The 17,669-nt window shown below is 58.1% G+C and carries 17 protein-coding genes and 1 pseudogene; 10 read left to right on the plus strand and 8 right to left on the minus strand.

Translation table 11 applies throughout. The features are described from left to right. Positions 1 to 256: 256 nt before the first annotated feature. Genes BN874_RS05860 through BN874_RS24255 form a run of 4 tightly spaced genes read left to right on the plus strand, consistent with a single transcriptional unit; the run spans position 257 to position 5,184 of the window. Positions 257 to 2,179 (plus strand): PrkA family serine protein kinase, encoded by a 1,923-nt coding sequence (locus BN874_RS05860; RefSeq protein ID WP_034431465.1) that lies wholly within the window; start codon positions 257 to 259, stop codon positions 2,177 to 2,179. 19 nt (positions 2,180 to 2,198) lie between these two features. Continuing rightward, the gene (locus BN874_RS05865) at positions 2,199 to 3,467 is read left to right on the plus strand and encodes a YeaH/YhbH family protein (RefSeq protein ID WP_034431466.1); all 1,269 of its coding nucleotides are present in this window, start codon (positions 2,199 to 2,201) and stop codon (positions 3,465 to 3,467) included. After that, positions 3,464 to 4,972, plus strand: coding sequence for a SpoVR family protein (locus tag BN874_RS05870; protein WP_034431467.1), 1,509 nt, complete (start codon positions 3,464 to 3,466; stop codon positions 4,970 to 4,972). Before BN874_RS05865 ends, BN874_RS05870 begins: the two co-directional genes overlap by 4 nt. Continuing rightward, entirely contained in the window at positions 4,948 to 5,184 is a 237-nt protein-coding gene (locus tag BN874_RS24255) for a hypothetical protein (protein WP_154724762.1), read from the plus strand. Before BN874_RS05870 ends, BN874_RS24255 begins: the two co-directional genes overlap by 25 nt. On the opposite strand, the gene BN874_RS05875 is transcribed toward BN874_RS24255, so the two are convergent. From BN874_RS05875 to crcB, 3 genes are read right to left on the minus strand one after another with little or no spacing between them, the layout of a single operon-like run. Further along, the gene (locus BN874_RS05875; RefSeq protein WP_034431468.1) at positions 5,136 to 6,329 is read right to left on the minus strand and encodes an MFS transporter; all 1,194 of its coding nucleotides are present in this window, start codon (positions 6,327 to 6,329) and stop codon (positions 5,136 to 5,138) included. The two genes, BN874_RS24255 and BN874_RS05875, sit on opposite strands and share 49 nt — an antisense overlap. 37 nt (positions 6,330 to 6,366) lie before the next feature. Beyond that, complete coding sequence (locus BN874_RS05880; protein WP_034431469.1) at positions 6,367 to 6,687, minus strand: DUF190 domain-containing protein; 321 nt, start codon at positions 6,685 to 6,687, stop codon at positions 6,367 to 6,369. Continuing rightward, positions 6,684 to 7,079 (minus strand): fluoride efflux transporter CrcB, encoded by a 396-nt coding sequence (gene crcB, locus BN874_RS05885; protein ID WP_034431470.1) that lies wholly within the window; start codon positions 7,077 to 7,079, stop codon positions 6,684 to 6,686. The genes BN874_RS05880 and crcB overlap by 4 nt, the downstream gene beginning before the upstream one ends. Positions 7,080 to 7,219: 140 nt before the next feature. On the opposite strand from crcB, the gene mepA reads away from it, so the two are divergent. Next, a complete protein-coding gene (mepA, locus tag BN874_RS05890) occupies positions 7,220 to 8,077 on the plus strand; it encodes a penicillin-insensitive murein endopeptidase (RefSeq protein WP_034431471.1) in 858 nt (285 codons plus the stop codon). A gap of 5 nt (positions 8,078 to 8,082) precedes the next feature. Here mepA and msrB read toward each other — a convergent pair whose 3' ends face one another. The 4 genes from msrB to BN874_RS05910 form a co-directional block, all read right to left on the minus strand. Then, positions 8,083 to 8,484 (minus strand): peptide-methionine (R)-S-oxide reductase MsrB, encoded by a 402-nt coding sequence (msrB, locus tag BN874_RS05895; RefSeq protein ID WP_034431472.1) that lies wholly within the window; start codon positions 8,482 to 8,484, stop codon positions 8,083 to 8,085. Between the two features lie 60 nt (positions 8,485 to 8,544). Continuing rightward, positions 8,545 to 10,140 (minus strand): cation:proton antiporter family protein, encoded by a 1,596-nt coding sequence (locus BN874_RS05900; RefSeq protein ID WP_320411452.1) that lies wholly within the window; start codon positions 10,138 to 10,140, stop codon positions 8,545 to 8,547. A gap of 69 nt (positions 10,141 to 10,209) precedes the next feature. Further along, positions 10,210 to 11,601 carry an ATP-binding protein gene (locus tag BN874_RS22235; protein WP_051497476.1) on the minus strand — a complete coding sequence of 464 codons (1,392 nt, stop codon included), beginning with the start codon at positions 11,599 to 11,601 and terminating at the stop codon, positions 10,210 to 10,212. Next, the gene (locus BN874_RS05910) at positions 11,598 to 12,257 is read right to left on the minus strand and encodes a response regulator transcription factor (protein ID WP_034431475.1); all 660 of its coding nucleotides are present in this window, start codon (positions 12,255 to 12,257) and stop codon (positions 11,598 to 11,600) included. The genes BN874_RS22235 and BN874_RS05910 overlap by 4 nt, the downstream gene beginning before the upstream one ends. A gap of 201 nt (positions 12,258 to 12,458) precedes the next feature. Between BN874_RS05910 and BN874_RS05915 the strand changes: the two genes are divergently transcribed. The 5 genes from BN874_RS05915 (at position 12,459) to hisC (ending at position 17,549) form a co-directional block, all read left to right on the plus strand. Next, a complete protein-coding gene (locus BN874_RS05915) occupies positions 12,459 to 13,475 on the plus strand; it encodes a DUF6268 family outer membrane beta-barrel protein (RefSeq protein ID WP_154724763.1) in 1,017 nt (338 codons plus the stop codon). A 4-nt stretch (positions 13,476 to 13,479) separates the two neighbouring features. Continuing rightward, on the plus strand, positions 13,480 to 14,622 hold the full coding sequence (locus BN874_RS05920) for an ABC transporter permease (RefSeq protein ID WP_034431477.1): 1,143 nt from the start codon (positions 13,480 to 13,482) through the stop codon (positions 14,620 to 14,622). A 12-nt stretch (positions 14,623 to 14,634) separates the two neighbouring features. Then, a complete protein-coding gene (locus BN874_RS05925; protein ID WP_034431502.1) occupies positions 14,635 to 15,348 on the plus strand; it encodes an ABC transporter ATP-binding protein in 714 nt (237 codons plus the stop codon). Next, positions 15,345 to 16,298, plus strand: a complete 954-nt coding sequence (locus BN874_RS05930) for an efflux RND transporter periplasmic adaptor subunit (protein WP_051497477.1) — start codon at positions 15,345 to 15,347, stop codon at positions 16,296 to 16,298. The genes BN874_RS05925 and BN874_RS05930 overlap by 4 nt, the downstream gene beginning before the upstream one ends. 126 nt (positions 16,299 to 16,424) lie before the next feature. Then, a complete protein-coding gene (gene hisC / locus BN874_RS05935; RefSeq protein WP_034431478.1) occupies positions 16,425 to 17,549 on the plus strand; it encodes a histidinol-phosphate transaminase in 1,125 nt (374 codons plus the stop codon). A 42-nt stretch (positions 17,550 to 17,591) separates the two neighbouring features. On the opposite strand, the pseudogene BN874_RS25415 reads toward hisC, so the two are convergent. Continuing rightward, positions 17,592 to 17,669: pseudogene (locus tag BN874_RS25415) on the minus strand (DUF2252 family protein); the annotation flags it as partial.

The following is a 17,669-nucleotide window of genomic DNA, read 5'->3' on the forward strand; positions in this document are numbered from 1 at the left end:
GATTTTATTTTCTTTACCTCGAAATACCTGCTTTCGAGGCGCACTCTGCTGCCACCCAGTGCCCGGAACTGAGTCACGGCTACCCAAGCCTGGATTGGTCTATTAATTGCTTCATTCACTCCAGAGGCATCCGCAGTGTTGCGGATCGGATGGACGATAGACTGGCTACTGAATATTCACCGGATTTGCTCTGTTGCCCTGAAAGACTTGAACCGGAAGCTGCCCCCGCTTCCGTGATCCTATAGAGGTGATAACGATGACGATTTTCAACCGCTACCTTTCGCGCTACGAAGAGAGCCGTGAGGAAACCTTCTCACTCCAGGAATACCTGGATCTGTGCAAAAAAGGGCCTAGCGCTTATGCCAGCGCCGCCGAGCGACTGCTGCTGTCTATCGGCGAGCCGGAGATGATGGACACCCGCAATGACACGCGGCTGTCGCGCATCTTTCAGAACAAGGTGCTCAAAATCTATCCCGCCTTCCAGGAATTCCATGGGATGGAGGATGCTATCGAGCAGATCGTGTCCTACCTCAGACATGCCGCCCAAGGGTTGGAGGAAAAGAAGCAGATTCTTTATCTGCTGGGTCCGGTGGGTGGCGGAAAATCGTCACTGGCTGAACGGCTCAAGCAACTGATGGAGCGGATCCCGTTCTACGCGATTGAAGGATCGCCGGTGTTTGAATCACCGCTGGGGTTGTTCAACCCCGACGAAGACGGCCAGATTCTTGAAGATGACTACGGTGTTCCGCGCCGCTACCTGCGCCATATCATGTCGCCATGGGCGGCCAAGCGGTTGCGCGAATTTAATGGCGACATCACCAAGTTTCGGGTGGTCAAGCTGCGGCCGTCGGTGCTGAACCAAATCGCCGTCGCCAAAACCGAACCGGGTGATGAAAACAATCAGGATATTTCCTCGCTGGTGGGCAAGGTGGACATCCGCCAGTTGGAGCACTTCGCCCAGAACGATCCTGATGCCTACAGTTTCTCCGGCGCGTTGTGCCGTGCCAACCGGGGCCTGATGGAATTCGTCGAGATGTTCAAGGCACCGATCAAGGTGCTGCATCCGCTGCTGACCGCGACTCAGGAAGGTAACTACAACAGTACCGAAGGACTGTCGGCGATTCCGTTTGAGGGTATTATTCTGGCCCACTCCAATGAATCGGAATGGCAGACGTTCAAGGGCAACAAAAATAATGAAGCCTTCCTCGACCGGGTTTATATCGTCAAGGTGCCCTATTGCCTGCGCGTGTCGGACGAAGTGCATATCTATCAGAAGTTGCTGACTCACAGCTCTCTGGCTGAGTCGCCTTGCGCGCCGGGCACTCTGGAAATGCTGGCGCAATTTTCAGTATTGACTCGGGTGAAAGAGCCGGAGAACTCCAGTATTTTCTCGAAGATTCGGGTCTATGACGGTGAAAACCTCAAGGACACTGATCCCAAAGCCAAGTCGATGCAGGAATATCGTGACTATGCCGGAGTGGACGAGGGGATGACCGGTATCTCGACCCGGTTTGCCTTTAAGATTCTCAGCCAGGTGTTTAACTTTGATCATAGCGAGGTGGCCGCGAACCCGGTGCATCTGCTCTATGTGCTGGAACGGCAGATTGAGCGGGAGCAGTTCACCCCGGAGGTCGAAGAGAAGTATTTGTCCTATCTCAAGGGTTATCTGGCGCCGCGCTATGCTGAGTTCATCGGTAAGGAGTTGCAACAGGCTTATCTGGAGTCCTATTCTGAATATGGACAGAATATCTTTGACCGCTATGTGACGTATGCGGATTTCTGGATTCAGGATCAGGAATACCGCGACCCGGATACCGGCGAATCGTTTGACCGGTCTTCGCTCAACACCGAACTGGAAAAGATCGAGAAGCCGGCGGGGATCAGTAATCCCAAGGACTTCCGCAACGAGATCGTCAACTTCGTGCTGCGGGCGCGGGCCAACAACGCCGGGCGTAATCCAGCCTGGACCAGTTACGAAAAGTTGCGGGCGGTGATCGAGAAGAAGATGTTCTCGAATACCGAAGATTTGCTGCCGGTGATCAGCTTTAATGCCAAATCCAGTGTGGACGAGCAGAAGAAGCACGCTGAGTTCGTAGACCGTATGGTCGCCAAAGGTTACACTGCCAAGCAGGTTCGGCTGCTGTCCGACTGGTACTTGCGAGTCCGCAAGGCATCCTGAAGCAGAGAGGAAAGCACTCATGGCCACGCTTATCGACCGCCGGATTGACGGCAGAAACAAAAGCACCGTCAATCGCCAGCGTTTTATCCGGCGCTTCAAAAGCCAGATTAAGAAGGCCGTGACCGAGGCTATGAACGGCCGCAGCATTACTGATATTGATAGCGGTGAAAAGGTTAATATTCCGGCTCGTGATTTGTCCGAGCCGGTATTTGGCCACGGGCCGGGAGGCCGGCGTGAAGCGATTCATCCGGGCAACCGGGAATTTGTCACCGGCGATCAGATCGCCCGGCCACCTCGTGGATCGGGTGGCGGTTCCGGTGGCGGTCAAGCCAGTAACAGCGGCGAAGGCGAGGACGATTTCGTTTTTGAATTGTCGCGTGAGGAATTTCTGGATCTGTTTTTCGAGGATCTGGAATTGCCTAACTTGTTGCGAACCCAATTGGCCAAAGCCATCGAGTTCAAATCAGTACGCGCTGGTTTCAGCAATGACGGCAACCCCGGCAACATTGACATCGTGCGTTCGCTAAAAGGCGCAATGGCCCGGCGAATGGCCTTGGCTGCGCCCCACACCCGCCGGCTGCACGAGGCGGAAGAGGAACTGCAACAACTGCTGGCTAATCCACCCGTGGACGAAATTCGCGCCAAGGAGCTGGTGGAGGAAATCAACTATCTACGGGCGCGGGTTCGGGCTGTGCCCTTTATTGACACCTTCGACCTGCGTTACACCAACCGAATCAAGCAGCCACAACCGACGACTCAAGCGGTGATGTTCTGCATCATGGATGTATCTGGTTCGATGGATCGGGCGCGCAAAGATTTAGCCAAGCGTTTCTTTTCTCTGCTCTATCTGTTTCTCAAGCGCAATTACGAGAAGATCGAAGTGGTGTTTATCCGCCATCATACGGTTGCCAAGGAAGTTGACGAGCAGGAGTTTTTTTACTCGCGGGAAACCGGCGGCACGGTGGTATCCAGCGCACTGCAATTGATGGGCGAGATCATCACTGAACGCTATCCCATTTCCAGTTGGAACATTTATACCGCGCAGGCTTCAGATGGCGATAACTGGCATCATGATTCGCCGTCCTGTCGCGATTTACTGTTGCAACGGATCATGCCGTTCGTGCGCTATTACGCCTACATCGAAATTACCCCGGATCGCCACCAGAGCTTATGGGAAGCCTATGAAGAGGTAAAAGAAAAGTATCCCAATTTTGCGATGCGGCAGATTGATGGGCCGGCTGACATCTACCCCGTATTCCGGGACCTGTTCAAGAGGCGCACCGCATGAGTGCATCGCGACTAATTTCCGAGTCATCTGAATGGACGTTCCCGATGTTGGAACGCTACAACGAGGTCATCGGCCAAATTGCTGGAGATTTCGGTCTCGACACTTACCCCAACCAGATCGAGATTATTACCGCCGAGCAGATGATGGATGCCTATTCCTCGGTGGGGATGCCGCTGGGCTATAAGCACTGGTCTTACGGCAAGCAATTCGTGCTAACTGAGAAAAATTACCGGCGTGGACAAATGGGGCTGGCTTATGAGATCGTGATCAATTCTGATCCCTGCATTGCCTACCTGATGGAGGAGAATACCTCGATCATGCAGGCGTTGGTGATTGCCCACGCCGCGTATGGACACAACTCTTTCTTCAAGGGTAATTATCTGTTCCGAGCCTGGACCAGTGCCGACGCAATCATTGATTATCTGCTCTTCGCCCGTAACTATGTCGCTGAATGTGAGGAACGTCACGGCGAGGAAACTGTAGAGCTGTTCCTCGATTCCTGCCATGCGCTGATGAATTACGGGGTGGATCGCTATAAGCATCCGGCGCCACTGTCATTGCATGAAGAAAAACAGCGCCAGCATGACCGAGAAGAGTACCTGCAATCGCAGCTCAATGATCTGTGGCGGACGATTCCAATTAAATCTTCCGAGGCCGTCGCTGCCGATTCCCGGCGCTTCCCAGCCGAACCCCAGGAAAACCTGCTGTATTTTATCGAGAAAAATGCGCCGCTATTAGAACCGTGGCAGCGCGAACTGGTGCGAATTGTCCGCAAGATTGCCCAGTATTTCTATCCGCAGCGCCAGACTCAGGTGATGAACGAAGGCTGGGCTACCTTTTGGCATTACACGCTGCTTAATCGGCTGTATGACGAAGGCTATGTCAATGACGGCTTCATGATTGAATTTCTGCAATCGCATACCAGTGTGGTGCAGCAATTGCCATTTGACCATCCGCATTATTCCGGCATCAATCCCTACGCGCTGGGTTTTGGCATGATGAGTGACATCAAGCGCATTTGTCAGGAACCGACGGCTGAGGATCGCTACTGGTTCCCCAATATTGCCGGGCAGGACTGGATCAAGACACTGGACTTCGCAATGCGGAACTTCAAGGATGAGAGTTTCATTGCTCAATATCTGTCACCCAAGCTTATGCGGGATTTCAAGCTGTTCGCGGTGCTGGATGACGAAACTCAGGAGCAATTGGAAATCACCGCCATTCACGACGAAGCGGGTTATCGGCGATTGCGGCTGGCGTTGGCCGATCAATACAATCTCGGCAGCCGCGAACCGAACATCCAGGTGTGGAATGTCGCCCACCGCAAGGATCGTTCGTTGACACTGCGGCACACCCGCTATCACCACCGGCCCCTGCATGAAAATCATCAGGATGTATTAAAACATTTGCACCGGCTATGGGGTTTCGCGGTGCGGCTGGAGTCGGTGGACGATAATGGGAAAGTGGAATTAGTCGGAGAATGTCCGCCGACCCGGGGCCGGTAAATTCTCCGCTGTCGGCTTGTCAGGATGCTCAGACGGTTTGCCAACTCGCTCAATTGGGAGTTCATCTTGTCGATCAGGCCGCCATTCACAGCCAAGGTGCCGTTGTAGTCGAACACCAAGTGGGCAAGCTGGAGTACCCGGAAACCGGGAATATCAATCTCGATCACTGTTTTCCTTCGGCAGACGAGAGCCGCCCCGGCATCGCCCAGTAGTGCAGCAGCAGCGCAGCTAGCAACGCGCAGCAGGCGGCGACGCCAAACGCCAGCGCCGGGCCGGCGCTTTGCCACAACCCGCCAAACAGCAAGGAAGCTGGCAACAGCAGCAATCCTGCGGTCAAGTTGAACCAGCCGTAAGCGGTGCCCAGCAGAGCGGCAGGCGCCAAATCAGCCACCAGCGCTTTTTCCGCGCCCTCAGTGGCTGCCATGAACAGGCCATAACCGGCGAATAGCGGCCATAGCAACCAGGTTTGGCCGCCGTTCAGGCCCAAAATCAGGTAAAACGCTCCGTAGATCGCCCAGCCGGAGAGAATCAGCCGTTTTCGGCCCAGACGGTCGGACAGGGCTGATAGTGGCGTGGAAAACAGCATCGCCACGGTCGAGACCAAAGCCCACAGCAGCGGAATTTGGTAATCAGGCAGACCCAGTTCCTTGGCACGCAGCAGTAGAAACATGTTGGACGAGTTGCCCAAGGTAAACAGTGCCAGCACCAGCAGATAGCGTTTGAAGGCGGTCGGAAAACCTTGCAGCGTCCAACTGAATGGAGCGCGCGTCACGGGTTCGACGCGGGACGGCTCCCGGATGCACAGGGCCAGCGCGACGGCGATAGCGCCTGGTAGCGCAGCCCACAGGAAAATATCGCGCAGCGGCACATTGAGCGCTAGCAACGCCGTTGCCACCAGCGGCCCGATCACCGCGCCCGCATTATCCATCGCTCGGTGCAAGCCAAACGCCAGTCCGCGTTGCGCGGGGTCTACAGCCGACGCCAGCAGGGCGTCACGCGGCGAGGTGCGCAAGCCTTTGCCCACCCGGTCGGCAAAGCGTAGCGCCAGCAGCATCGGCCAGGCAGTGGCGAAGGCCATGAGCGGGCGGGCGATGGCGGCGAGACTGTAGCCACCGACTACCCACAGTTTGGTGGAAGCAGTCTTATCGGCCAACACCCCGGCGAATAACTTCAGCAGGCTGCTGGTCGCTTCAGCGATACCCTCGATAATCCCCAACGCTTTGGGGCCGGCCATTAACACCGAAGCCAGGTACAGCGGCACCAGCGGGTACAACAGTTCGCTGGCTGAATCATTGCAGAGGCTAACCAATCCCAGTAACCAGACGGTGGCGGGTAATCCCAAAAGGGCCTTTAGCATACGGAGTTGCTCTGAATAACCAACCGTTCAATCATTTCTATTCCCCATTACTCACGCCATATTCAGCCGGTATCTTCACGTAAAAAATGTGCATTTTTTCCTGTCTGATCAACTCCAGAAGCTGCGCAGCTTCTTCATCGCTGACCATGAACACGACTTCCACTGGCAAATTGCCTGCCAACTCGAAAAAGTGATCTTCGTGCAGGACGCCATGCTGTCCGAATCCGGCGATGGCGCGAAACGCCGAGCCCCCGTGGATGCCCAGTTTTTTGGCACGCTCCAACAGCCATTCATAAAGTAGAATGCCGTGATGCTGATGGTGTTCATGGACATAAAACTTCAGATAAATCCCCGTCATGGTGCCCCCATTGTCGTCAACAGTCTCATGGTCAAAATTCCCAGCATCGTCATGGTCACTGAGCCGACGACATGAACCAGGACAATGGCTAGGGTCCAGAGGTATTCCTCACGCAGCAGTAAGGTCGCAGTTTCTGCTGAGAAGGTGGAGAAGGTGGTGAGTCCACCCAAAAAGCCGGTGGTGATCGCCAAGCGCAGTTCTGGCGGTAGAAGGGCGTGTTCGAGCAAAAACTGCATGGCCATTCCCATCAAAAACCCACCCAGCAGGTTCGCGGCCAGCGTTCCGAGCGGTAGCGTTGGGAATACCGGATTGAGCAAAATACCCAAGCCCCAGCGCAGCCAGGCACCCGATGCAGCGCCAATACCAATGGCAAGAAAGGCGTAGAAACCCATGTCATCCCGTGCGGATTGATGTTATTCCGTAGATCGAGGCAAGTAGCACCAGCCTACCGTCCGTGCTTAAACGGACAAGAGGCCGACTCTACGTCACGGCAATAGTAAGATTATGGCTTAACTATTGGGAGAAGCGCGCCATGTCCATTCGCTCCACTGCTCTACCCCTGTTTCTACTGCTCGGTTCGATGCCCGTTCTGGCCGGCAACGGCTGGAGCGAGGTAGCTTATCCTCTGGCCGGGCCGTCGCAGGTGATTGGTTCCTACGCCGCTGGCTGTATCACCGGGGCGGTGGCGTTGCCGCTGGTAGGTGACGGCTATCAAATCATGCGCACCAGCCGTAATCGCTACTACGGTCATCCGGCATTGATTGGTTTCGTGGAACAGTTGGGGCGACAAACAGCGGCCCATGGCAGTCGGCTGTTAATCGGCGATTTGGCGCAACCACGCGGCGGGCCGATGCCGAACGGCCATCGCAGCCATCAAAGTGGCTTGGATGTAGATATCTGGTTTCTACAACAACCCCGTAATCAAACCCTGTCGCGGTCTGACACCGAACAGATTGAGATGCCTTCCATGATTCGCGCCACCGAGGGGGCCTTGAACGATTCGCGGTGGTCATCGCGCTATCGGGATACATTAAAGCGGGCGGCGCAGGCACCAGAGGTAGAGCGGATTTTCGTGAATGCCATCATCAAGCAAGCGCTGTGCGATAGCGAAACCGACCGTTCATGGTTGGAAAAGGTACGGCCCTGGTGGGGGCATGACGCTCATTTCCACGTCCGGCTGAACTGTCCGGCTGATTCGGGCCAATGCAAGCCGCAGAAGCCGTTTCCGCCCGGCGACGGCTGCGACGCCGATCTCGCCAACTGGGTCCGGGACATCCGCCAGGCGGCGCTATCGCCGAAGCCGTACCGGAAACCTGAACCGCCGTCGGCGAATCGGCTGCCGACGGCCTGTAGCGCAGTCCTGTACAACCCTACGGCCAGTAGGCAGTAAGTTACCTACGGCCCTGCCTTGTTCAGCTTCAATGATGCCGAGTTGATGCAATAGCGCAGGCCGGTTGGTTCCGGGCCATCGTCGAACACATGGCCCAGATGCGCTCCGCAGTCCGCACACAGCACCTCGGTGCGATGCATGAACCAGCCGCGATCATCAGTAGTAGCGATATTCTCTGATCGTACTGGTTGCCAGAAACTCGGCCAGCCGCTGCCGGAATCAAACTTGGTTTCAGAATCGAACAGGTCTTTGCCACAGCACGCGCAGCGATAAATCCCAGGCTCATGGCAATCGTGATACTCGCCGGTGAACGCCGGCTCGGTGCCCTTTTGGCGGCAAATCCGGTATTGCTCCGGGGTCAGTTGCGCCCGCCATTCGGCATCGGTTTTAACGCTTTTGTCGTTCATGGCTGCTCCTCGCACGGGTTATGAATGTGCCGCAATAGACCACGGCAGCGCGAATTGGTGTCAAACCGCCACCTTCCCGACCGGATGCGACCGATCTTCCAGCGCTTCCCAGATATGTTCAGCCAAGCCGACGCCGACCTCATTGAATGCTAGAAAAGTCATGTCCGCGCCCGCTGCCCGCAATGCGGCCTCCTCTTCGGGATGGTGGCTGATTGCGCCGATCAGTCCCTGAAAGCCATGTCGCCGCAACTGCTGGGTCGCAATATGTTTTGCTTCCGGGTCCGGCATCGCCAGAATCACCGCCCGGAGTCCCTCCAGTTTCAGCCGGTGCCAGAAACCGGGATCTTCAGCGTCGGCGTACACCACCCGCCGGCCTTCGTGGACATGCCGCTCGACCTTGCCCACGTCTGAGTCAACGCCCGACACCATTAACACCCGGTGATGCGTCAAAAGGTGTTGGCGCTTCTTGAGAAAATCGTAAGCGGCGGCGCCGGCGTGGCCCATGCCGAGAATCAGAATCTGGGTGCTGCCCAGCGACACCGGCTGTTCATCGGGATGCCGATCCGACCGCTCGAATCGTGCCAGCCGACTTTCCAGCCGCTCGTAGATCGCATGGGCGAAGCGGTTGAGCGGCGCAGCGACGATGAAAGACAGCGCCACCGTGATCGCCAGTAACACCAGCCAATCGGCGGCTAATTGCCCGTTGTGAACCATGATCTTCGCCGCGATCAGGGCGAACTCGCTATAACTGGTCAGGGCCAGCGCGGTCAGAAACGCAGTGCGGGCGCGCAGTCGGAACCACACCAGGATAAAAAAGAACAGCGCGGCCTTCAGCGGTAACAGCAACGTGAATAGCAGCGCCCCGGCCACGGTTACCAGACTCGGCGGATGCAGCAGGCCGATTTGCAGGAAAAAACCGACCAGCAACACTTCCTTGAGCGCCCACAGCGCCTTGGACAATTCCACCGCCCGAGGATGACCGGCCAGCAATGCCCCCAGCAATAGCGCGCCCAGTTCCGAACTCAATCCCAGATACTCGAAGCCTTGCCCGCCAACCACCAGCGCCAGCGCCAACCCGTACAGCACCAGCAATTCGTCGTGGCCGCTCCAGTCCAGCAGCTTTGTCACTAGCGGTCGCAGTAGCGGCAATCCTAGAATCAGCAATGCCCAGGGCGACGGCGCTCCCGCTCCGGCCAGCGCCATCAGCCCTAGCGCCGCCAAATCCTGGATAATCAGAATGCCGATAGCCAGCCGACCGTGAAAAGCGCGCAATTCGACTTTTTCTTCCAGCGCCTTGGCTGCCAGCACCGTACTGGAAAATCCCAAGGTGATCGCCAGTAACAACGCCTGTCCGCTGGGCAGACCGAGTACCACCGACAAACCCAGACCCAGCACGGCGCCGCTGATCGCCAGATGCAGCAATCCCCCGCCCCAGACTTCCGGGCGGATCAGGCTTTTCAAGCGCAGCTTGAGACCCACGCTGAACAGCAGCAGCAACACCCCGGCATGGGCGGTCTGGTCGAGCAGTTCGCTGCCCTGTTGGCCGAAGGCATTGAGCATGAACCCCGCCGCCAGATAGCCGACCAGCGGTGGAAATCCCCAATGGCGGAACAGCAGACCCAGCAGAAAAGCCAGCGCAAGCCACAGTGCATCCATGATTAAGCAGAATCTCCGGGTGGAATCGGGCCAAAAAACACAGAACCGTTGCGCAACCCATCGAGCCGATCACTTGAGGGCAGGCGCACCCCGAAGCGTGACGGCAACCCCGATGCCGGCGCCTGACAGTCCATCAACGAAGCGTACCGTAGCATGGTGCGCCTGCGCGATCCGCTGGACGATGGCAAGACCCAGGCCGCTGCCTTGCGCCGTCGTTCCCGGTATGCGGTAGAAACGCTCAAAGACCCGTTCCCTTTCATCGGGCGCAATGCCCGGCCCGTCGTCCCGAACGATAAATTCCAGGTCGTCTCCATTCATTCCAAAACTCACTGCCACCTGTCCTCCGCTTGGCGTGTACCGAATCGCATTGTCAACCAGGTTGTCCACCATTGAGATGAAGCTGGATGGATTGACGGTTGCTGATAGCGTGTCGGGGCATTCCAGCGCCAGCGAGATGGATCGGGTTCGCGCCGCAACCGAGAGTTCCGCAAGGCGCTCACGGACTAGCGTAGCGACATCCGTAGGTTCGAGGTTGAATCGCATCTCTGGCGCGTTGACGCGAGCGATAGTCAGCAACTGCGCCAGCAGATGGGACACGCGGTCCAGCCCCGCCTGTAAACCGTGGGCGAAGCGGCGGCGTTCTGCGTCGTCCGTTGCGCTCAACACCAGATGCGCCTGCGTACCGACTGCGGCCAAGGGGGTGCGCAGCTCGTGAGCGGCATCGGCAAGAAAGCCACGCTCATTTTCCAGTCTACGGGATTCGCGACCGAGCAAGGCATTCAGTTCGCGCACCATCGGCACGGTCTCCGCGTAGACCAGCGGCGCGGTGATGGGCGTCGGATCGCCCGCTTCGCGCCGCGCGATCCTGGCGGCCAATGTTTTCAAGGGGCGAACGCCGCGCCGCGTGGCCCACCAGGTCACCAGTAGCGAGGACGCCAGAATCAGAATCTGCGCTGCGCCGATGATCTGTAGCATGGGCCAGATGGAGGCCCAGCGATCCGATTCGGATTCCCCAACGATGACCGTCACGCTGTGATCGGAGCTGCGCACCCGGGCCATCCGCCATTTTTCACCGTTCTCCCGCATGACCAGCGATAGGCCGGCGTTGGCAGTCAATGGTGTTTCTGGCGCCGATCCGGTGCGATAGAGGAGAAGGCCATGCTCATCGAACACCTGAAAGGTGGCTTTATATCCGGCAGCATTCTCCAGCGTTTCAATCACGCCTTCGACAAAGGTCTTTTCTATGGCGCGCAGCCGCTGCGCCAGCAGATCGGGAGTGTAAACCGCGCCACTGGCGGTCTCGGCGAGGATTTCGGCGAAGTAGTTCATCCGCCGGTCGAGGTCGCCGTTCTCGAACCCGGTCATGGCGTGGAACAGCCATCCGACCAGGATGACCCAGCTTATTCCCATCATCAGCGCCTGCCAGCCAATGATGCGACGCATCAGCGACGGGTGCTTCATTCGATGGTCTCCAGCACATAGCCAACACCGCGCACCGTCACGATCAATTCGCTACCCAGCTTTTTGCGGAGATTGTGGATATGCACATCGAGGGCGTTGGAGTCGCTGCCGCCCGGCGTGGTCAAATGCCGCTCAATCTGCGAGCGGGTGAACACCTTGCCGGGTTCGGATGCAAGCGTCAGGAGAACATCGTACTCGCGCTGAGAGAGCGCGATTTCACGGTCGGCCAGCCACACGCGGCGTCCTGCGGTATCAATGACGAGCTTGCCAATCCGCCATTGTGCGGAACGCTGGCGTCCGACGCGCCGGGTCACAGCGCGAATCCGCGACAGCAATTCATCAACGGCAAAGGGTTTCGGCAGATAGTCGTCAGCGCCATCATCCAGCCCCCGAACCCGATCCGAGATGGAGTCGCGGGCGGTGAGCATCATCACGGGCGCGGTCAGCGAGCGCCCGCGCATCCATGCCAGCAGATCGAAACCCGACTCGCCGGGCAAAACAATGTCGAGCAGAACCAGGCCAAATTCCTCGGCGAAGAGAAAGCGCTTGGCATCCTCAGCCCTCCGCACCCAGGTCGTCGCATAACCCGCTTTGTTGAGGACTTCCTGCAATGAGGAACCCAGCGGAACATCGTCTTCGACCAGCAGCGTTTTCATCCTGATTGGCACTCAACTCTTGGCATTTGATGAGGAAACAATTTACGCGGCATCACGGGCAAGACCAAGCCGGTGGCGGGCTGAATCCAGTCGATTTTCAGCTCGGTGCTGGCGATGCAACCGGTCTTAATCCGCTCTTAATCTGCGTCCGCGTAGGATCGTCGGCATTGTCATTACGGCCAATCTACGGGACCCCAATTCATGCGAACCCGCTCCACGCCCTCGATAGCATTCCAATCTTCTCCCGTGCGGTCGTCGGTCGGCGTACTGGCGATTATCGTTCTTCTAGGCGCACCCGGATTGGCAGCAGGCGCGAACGATCAGCCGACCGATAGCGGGCAATCTACCGCTACGAACCGGCGGTTGGAACTCGAAGAGGTTGACATGAACCTCATTGATCCTGCTCTGCTCGGATTCGGGCCTCCGGGCTTCTCTAGCGTGGTCACGGTCTCGCGGGCGATGGATTTCAGCAACGGGGGCGGCGCGGTGGATTACACCGATGGTCGGGCGCTGCTGCCAGTGTGGGCGCATGAAACGGAGGATGGGACAGTGTTTGGCGCTACTCTGGCCTACGGTTGGGCGTCGCTGGATGCGAGCGGTGCGCTCGGTCTCCCGCGCCAGAATTTGCACACGCTGGAGCTGCAACTGACCGCTGCCCATTTCCCCAAAGGCGACGAAGGCTGGATGGGCCTGGCCATTGTCAGTCCGGGTCTTGCCACCGACTTCAAGAGTGTTAGCAGCGATGACTTTGCCTTCAGCGCGATTGTGGTTGCGGGTTACCAGTTCTCGCCGCGCTTCACGCTGTCCGCCGCCGCCTTTTATGCGCATTCCATCGGCGAGGACACGGTAGTGCCGGGAATCGGCGTGGTTTGGCGGCCCAACGACCACTGGATCGTGCAACTCACGCCGCCGATTGGCGCAGTGGGATGGTCGCCGAGCAAGGACTGGACGTTCAGCCTGTCGGCGTATCCGTCGGGTGGCGCTTGGGGCGTTGATCAAGCGGGCCAGGATCGCAACATCGAGGCTATCCAGCTTGAGGGTTGGCGCGCCGGTTTGGGTGTGGAGCGGCGCGTCGGTGATCATTTACGCTTGAGTGCGCAAGTGGGGATGAACTTTGGTGGTCAACTGGAATTGCGCGACCGAAACGGAGGTGTGCTTTTCAGCCGCGATCTGGATTCATCGCCCTTTGGCTTGTTAGGCGCTGCCTGGAATTTCTGACGCCATGTCCTGGATCGCCCTGAAGATGCTGTTCGGTGATCGGGCCAAATATGCAGGACTCATCTTCGGTGTGGCGTTCTCGGCGCTGCTCATTTCGCAGCAAAGCGCGTTCTGCGTGGGCTTGATCAACACCACGCCCGGTCTGCTCTATGACATTCGCGAACCCGATCTGTGGGTGATGGATGCGCGGGTCAATACCATCGACGGCGGCGCATCCTTGCCGGACACCGCGCTGGCCCGGGTGCACGGTGTGCCCGGCATTGCTTGGGCAGCGCCGCTGTTCAAGGGCGTCGTCACCCTGATCGGCCAAGACCAGAGTCAGCAGACGGCTTCGCTGATCGGTGTTGATGATTCCACGCTCCTTGGCCTGCCCCGCGAGCGCCTGCTGGGTAGCGCCGATGATCTGCGCCGGTCAGGCGCGATATTTATAGATGAAGCAGGCTATCGCCTGCTCTGGCCGGGTGAACCGCTTCGCATTGGCCGTGTGCTGGAGCTGAATGATCGCCGCGCCGTCCTGGTTGGGGTGCTGCGTTCGTCGCCACAGTTCACCAGCAGCATCGCGATCTTCACCCAGTATCGCAATGCAGTGCAGTTCGCTCCGGGGGGCAGAAATCGCCTTTCCTTCCTCCTTGCGCGCACCCGTTCAGGTAGCGATGTCCGTGCAGTCGCCGCATCCGTTTCACAGCGCACCGGCCTGAAGGCGCTGACGCACGATGAGTTCATCCGCAGCACGATTGACTTCTTCATTCGCACCACGCCGATCCCCGCGAGCTTCGGTTTTGTCGTCGTGCTTGGGGTGATCGTGGGGGCGGTGATTATCGGACTCACCTTTTCGTTATTCATCCGTGACCATTTGCCGCAGTTCGCCGCGATGAAAGCGATTGGGGTCTCCAATGCAACGATTATCGGCATGGTTCTGCTGCAAGGGCTGCTGGTGGGCTTCATCGGCTACGCTTTCGGGGTCGGCCTCACCGCGTTCACACTTGATCTCGGCAGGCAATATATTCCTGATTTTCGCTCGTTCTTTCTGCCTTGGCCGATCGTGATCGGCACGGCGGTTATTGAAATTTTCATGGTCATTACCGCCGGTTTCATCGCCCTGCGTCGGGTGCTGGTCGCGGATCCGGCTATGGTCTTCCGCACCTGATTGCTGCTGATTATGGATGCTTCCGCTGCCGATTTCGGTTCCGCCATCGCCTGTTACGGTCTGTGCAAAGACTTTGGCGACGGCGCTGAAAAGCGGCGGGTGCTGCATGGCGTTGATGTCGCCATTGCTCCCGGTCAGATGACGATGCTCGAAGGCCCTTCAGGCTGTGGCAAGACCACGCTTATCTCACTGATCGGCGGCATTCTTGCGCCGACTGAGGGCGAAGTCATGCTGTGGGGTCAGCGGCTCCGCGCCCTTTCCGCCCGCGATCTGGGACGTTTCCGACTACAGCACATCGGCTTCGTGTTTCAGCAGTTCCATCTCCTGCCCGCGCTCACTGCTGCCGAGAATGTGACGCTGCCGCTGATGGCGCGGGGCTGGCGCAAACGCTCCGCGCTGGATGCCGCCCATGCCCTGCTCGCGCAACTCGGCATGGAGGCCCATGCCAACAAGCAGCCTTTGCAACTCTCCGGCGGGCAGCAACAGCGGGTAGCCATCGCCCGTGCGCTGATTCATCGACCTCGGCTTATCATCTGCGATGAACCTACGGCGGCCCTTGATGCCCGCTCCGGTCAGAAAATCATGGAGTTGCTACATACCTTTGCGGTCGATCCAGACCGGGCCTGCCTCGTCGTTACCCATGATCAGCGTATTCATCGCTTCGCAGATCGGATCATCGCCATGGATGATGGCCGCATCAGTAACCCATCGCTCCCTGCTTCATGAAATTCCAACTTCGCCTACGCGGCGGGTGGTTGCCACTGCTGGCGCTTTGCCTGCTGGTCTTCACCGCCAAAACGGTGTTTAGCACCCGTCCGATCAGCGACCGTCTTGAACCCGAAGCGCTGCCACCCGTTGCCCCGGCGCACAGCGCCATGCAGAGCTTCGTCGTCGGCGCAGGTCTCGTGGAACCGCGCAGCGAGATCATCAGCATCGCTGCGCAAATCAGTGGTTTAATCCGTGAGGTGCGGGTGAAACCGGGCGATGAAGTGGAGCCGGGGGATGTCCTCTTTATGCTCGATGACAGCGACGCTCAGGCAGAAGTCGCTATCCGCCGCGCTGCCGTCGAAACGCTGAAGGCGCAGATTGAAGCAGCCCGCATCGAACTCGCTCAGGCAGGGACTGAACTCAGACGCGCCACAGAGCTTGCAGCAACACGCACCATCTCTGAGCAGGAGGCGACCCAGCAGCGGTTCACCCGCGATCTTGCCCAAGCACGCAAAGCCACATTGATCGCGCAATCGAAGGAAGCCGAAGCCCAACTCACCCGCGCCCTGGTGCAGGTGAACTGGCACACCGTTCGTGCGCCCATCCACGGTGTTATCTTGCAAGCCAGGCTGCGGGTTGGCGAGATTGCCTCCAATACCCGTGTAGACGAACCGCTGCTTCAACTCGGCGACATCCGCATGCTGCATGTGCGGGTGGATATTGACGAAGCAGATATTCATCGCCTGGTTCAAGGCGCTTCAGCTACCGTCTCAGCACGCAGCGAAGCCACCCGCACCGTGACGGCTGCCTTCGTGCGGATCGAACCGCTGATCGTTCCGAAGAAATCCCTCACCAATGCCGCCGACGAACGGGTGGACACGCGGGTCATGCAAGTGATCTACGCCTTGCCGTCAAAGGCCGTCGGCTTCTGGTGCGGGCAGCAGGTAGATGTCTTTATCGAAGGGTGACGAGCCGTACTGAGTGATTGCGCTGTTTCAGCAATCCTGTGGAAACGGCGATATCTCCGCTAAAATGGGCATACGCTCCTTCGCCCATGTCATCTCTGCCCGAAAATAATGAAAGGCTCTTACTCAATGACCTGCGATTTTTCATCCCTCGCTGCTCCCGGCGTTCGCACTCTGCAACCCTATCAGCCGGGCAAGCCGGAAAGCGAACTGCGCCGCGAATACGGCCTGAGCCATATCGTCAAACTGGCGTCCAACGAAAACCCACTTGGCCCCAGTCCCAAGGCGCTGGTTGCGGTGCGCGAGGCGTTGAGCGAGATCGCCCGCTATCCCGACGGCAATGGTTTCAGCTTGAAAACGGCGCTTTCATCCCGGCTCAACGTGCCCATAACGGCACTGACTCTGGGTAACGGCTCCAATGACGTGCTGGAGCTGGTAGCGCGGGCCTTTCTGACTCCGGCGCATGAAGCGGTATTCTCTGAACACGCTTTCGCGGTCTATCCCATTGTCACCCAGGCGGTCGGCGCAATAGCCCGCATTGCCAAAGCCAATGCTCCCGATCATGCCATGCCGCACGGCCATGATCTGGCGGCGATGTTGGCCTTAATCACTGATCGCACCCGGGTGATCTTCATCGCCAATCCCAATAATCCAACCGGGACCTGGCTGCGAACCCTGGAATTGCAGTCATTTCTGGAAGCGGTGCCGGAGCAGGTGCTGGTGGTAGTGGATGAAGCCTATTTTGAATACGTCGAGGCCGACTCGGACTGTCCCAACACGCTGCGCTGGTTCGACCGTTTTCCTAATTTGATCGTGACCCGCACCTTCTCCAAGGCTTACGGACTGGCGGGATTGCGGGTCGGTTACGCGGTTTCACAACCGCCGGTCGCGGACCTGCTCAATCGAGTGCGCCAGCCATTCAATGTCAACAGTCTGGCCTTGGCAGCAGCCACCGCAGCACTGGACGATGCCGAGCATCTGGAACGGGGCAGGGCGCTCAACCGCGCCGGCATGAACCAGTTGCAGGAAGCTTGCCGCTGCTTTGGGTTAAGCTGGCTGCCGTCGGTAGGTAATTTTCTGTGTGTTAATGTCGGGCGGTCGGGGCGTGAACTCTTCCTGGCGCTGCTGAAACAGGGTGTGATCGCCCGCCCGGTGGATAATTACGGCTTGCCTCACTCTCTGCGGATCAGTATTGGGACCGAGGCGGAAAATGCCCGATTGATCGAGGTCTTGGGCAATGTGCTGAAGGAGTAAATAGAGATGACCACGACGCAACCCTTGATTCCGCGTTTGTGCATTATTGGCGTCGGCCTGATCGGCGGCCATCACCGCAGCCGCGCCGCGATAGTAGGTCCACGGCGAGGCCACCATGCG

This window comes from Candidatus Contendobacter odensis Run_B_J11 (assembly GCF_000531125.1).
GTDB classification, from domain to species: domain Bacteria; phylum Pseudomonadota; class Gammaproteobacteria; order Competibacterales; family Competibacteraceae; genus Contendibacter; species Contendibacter odensensis.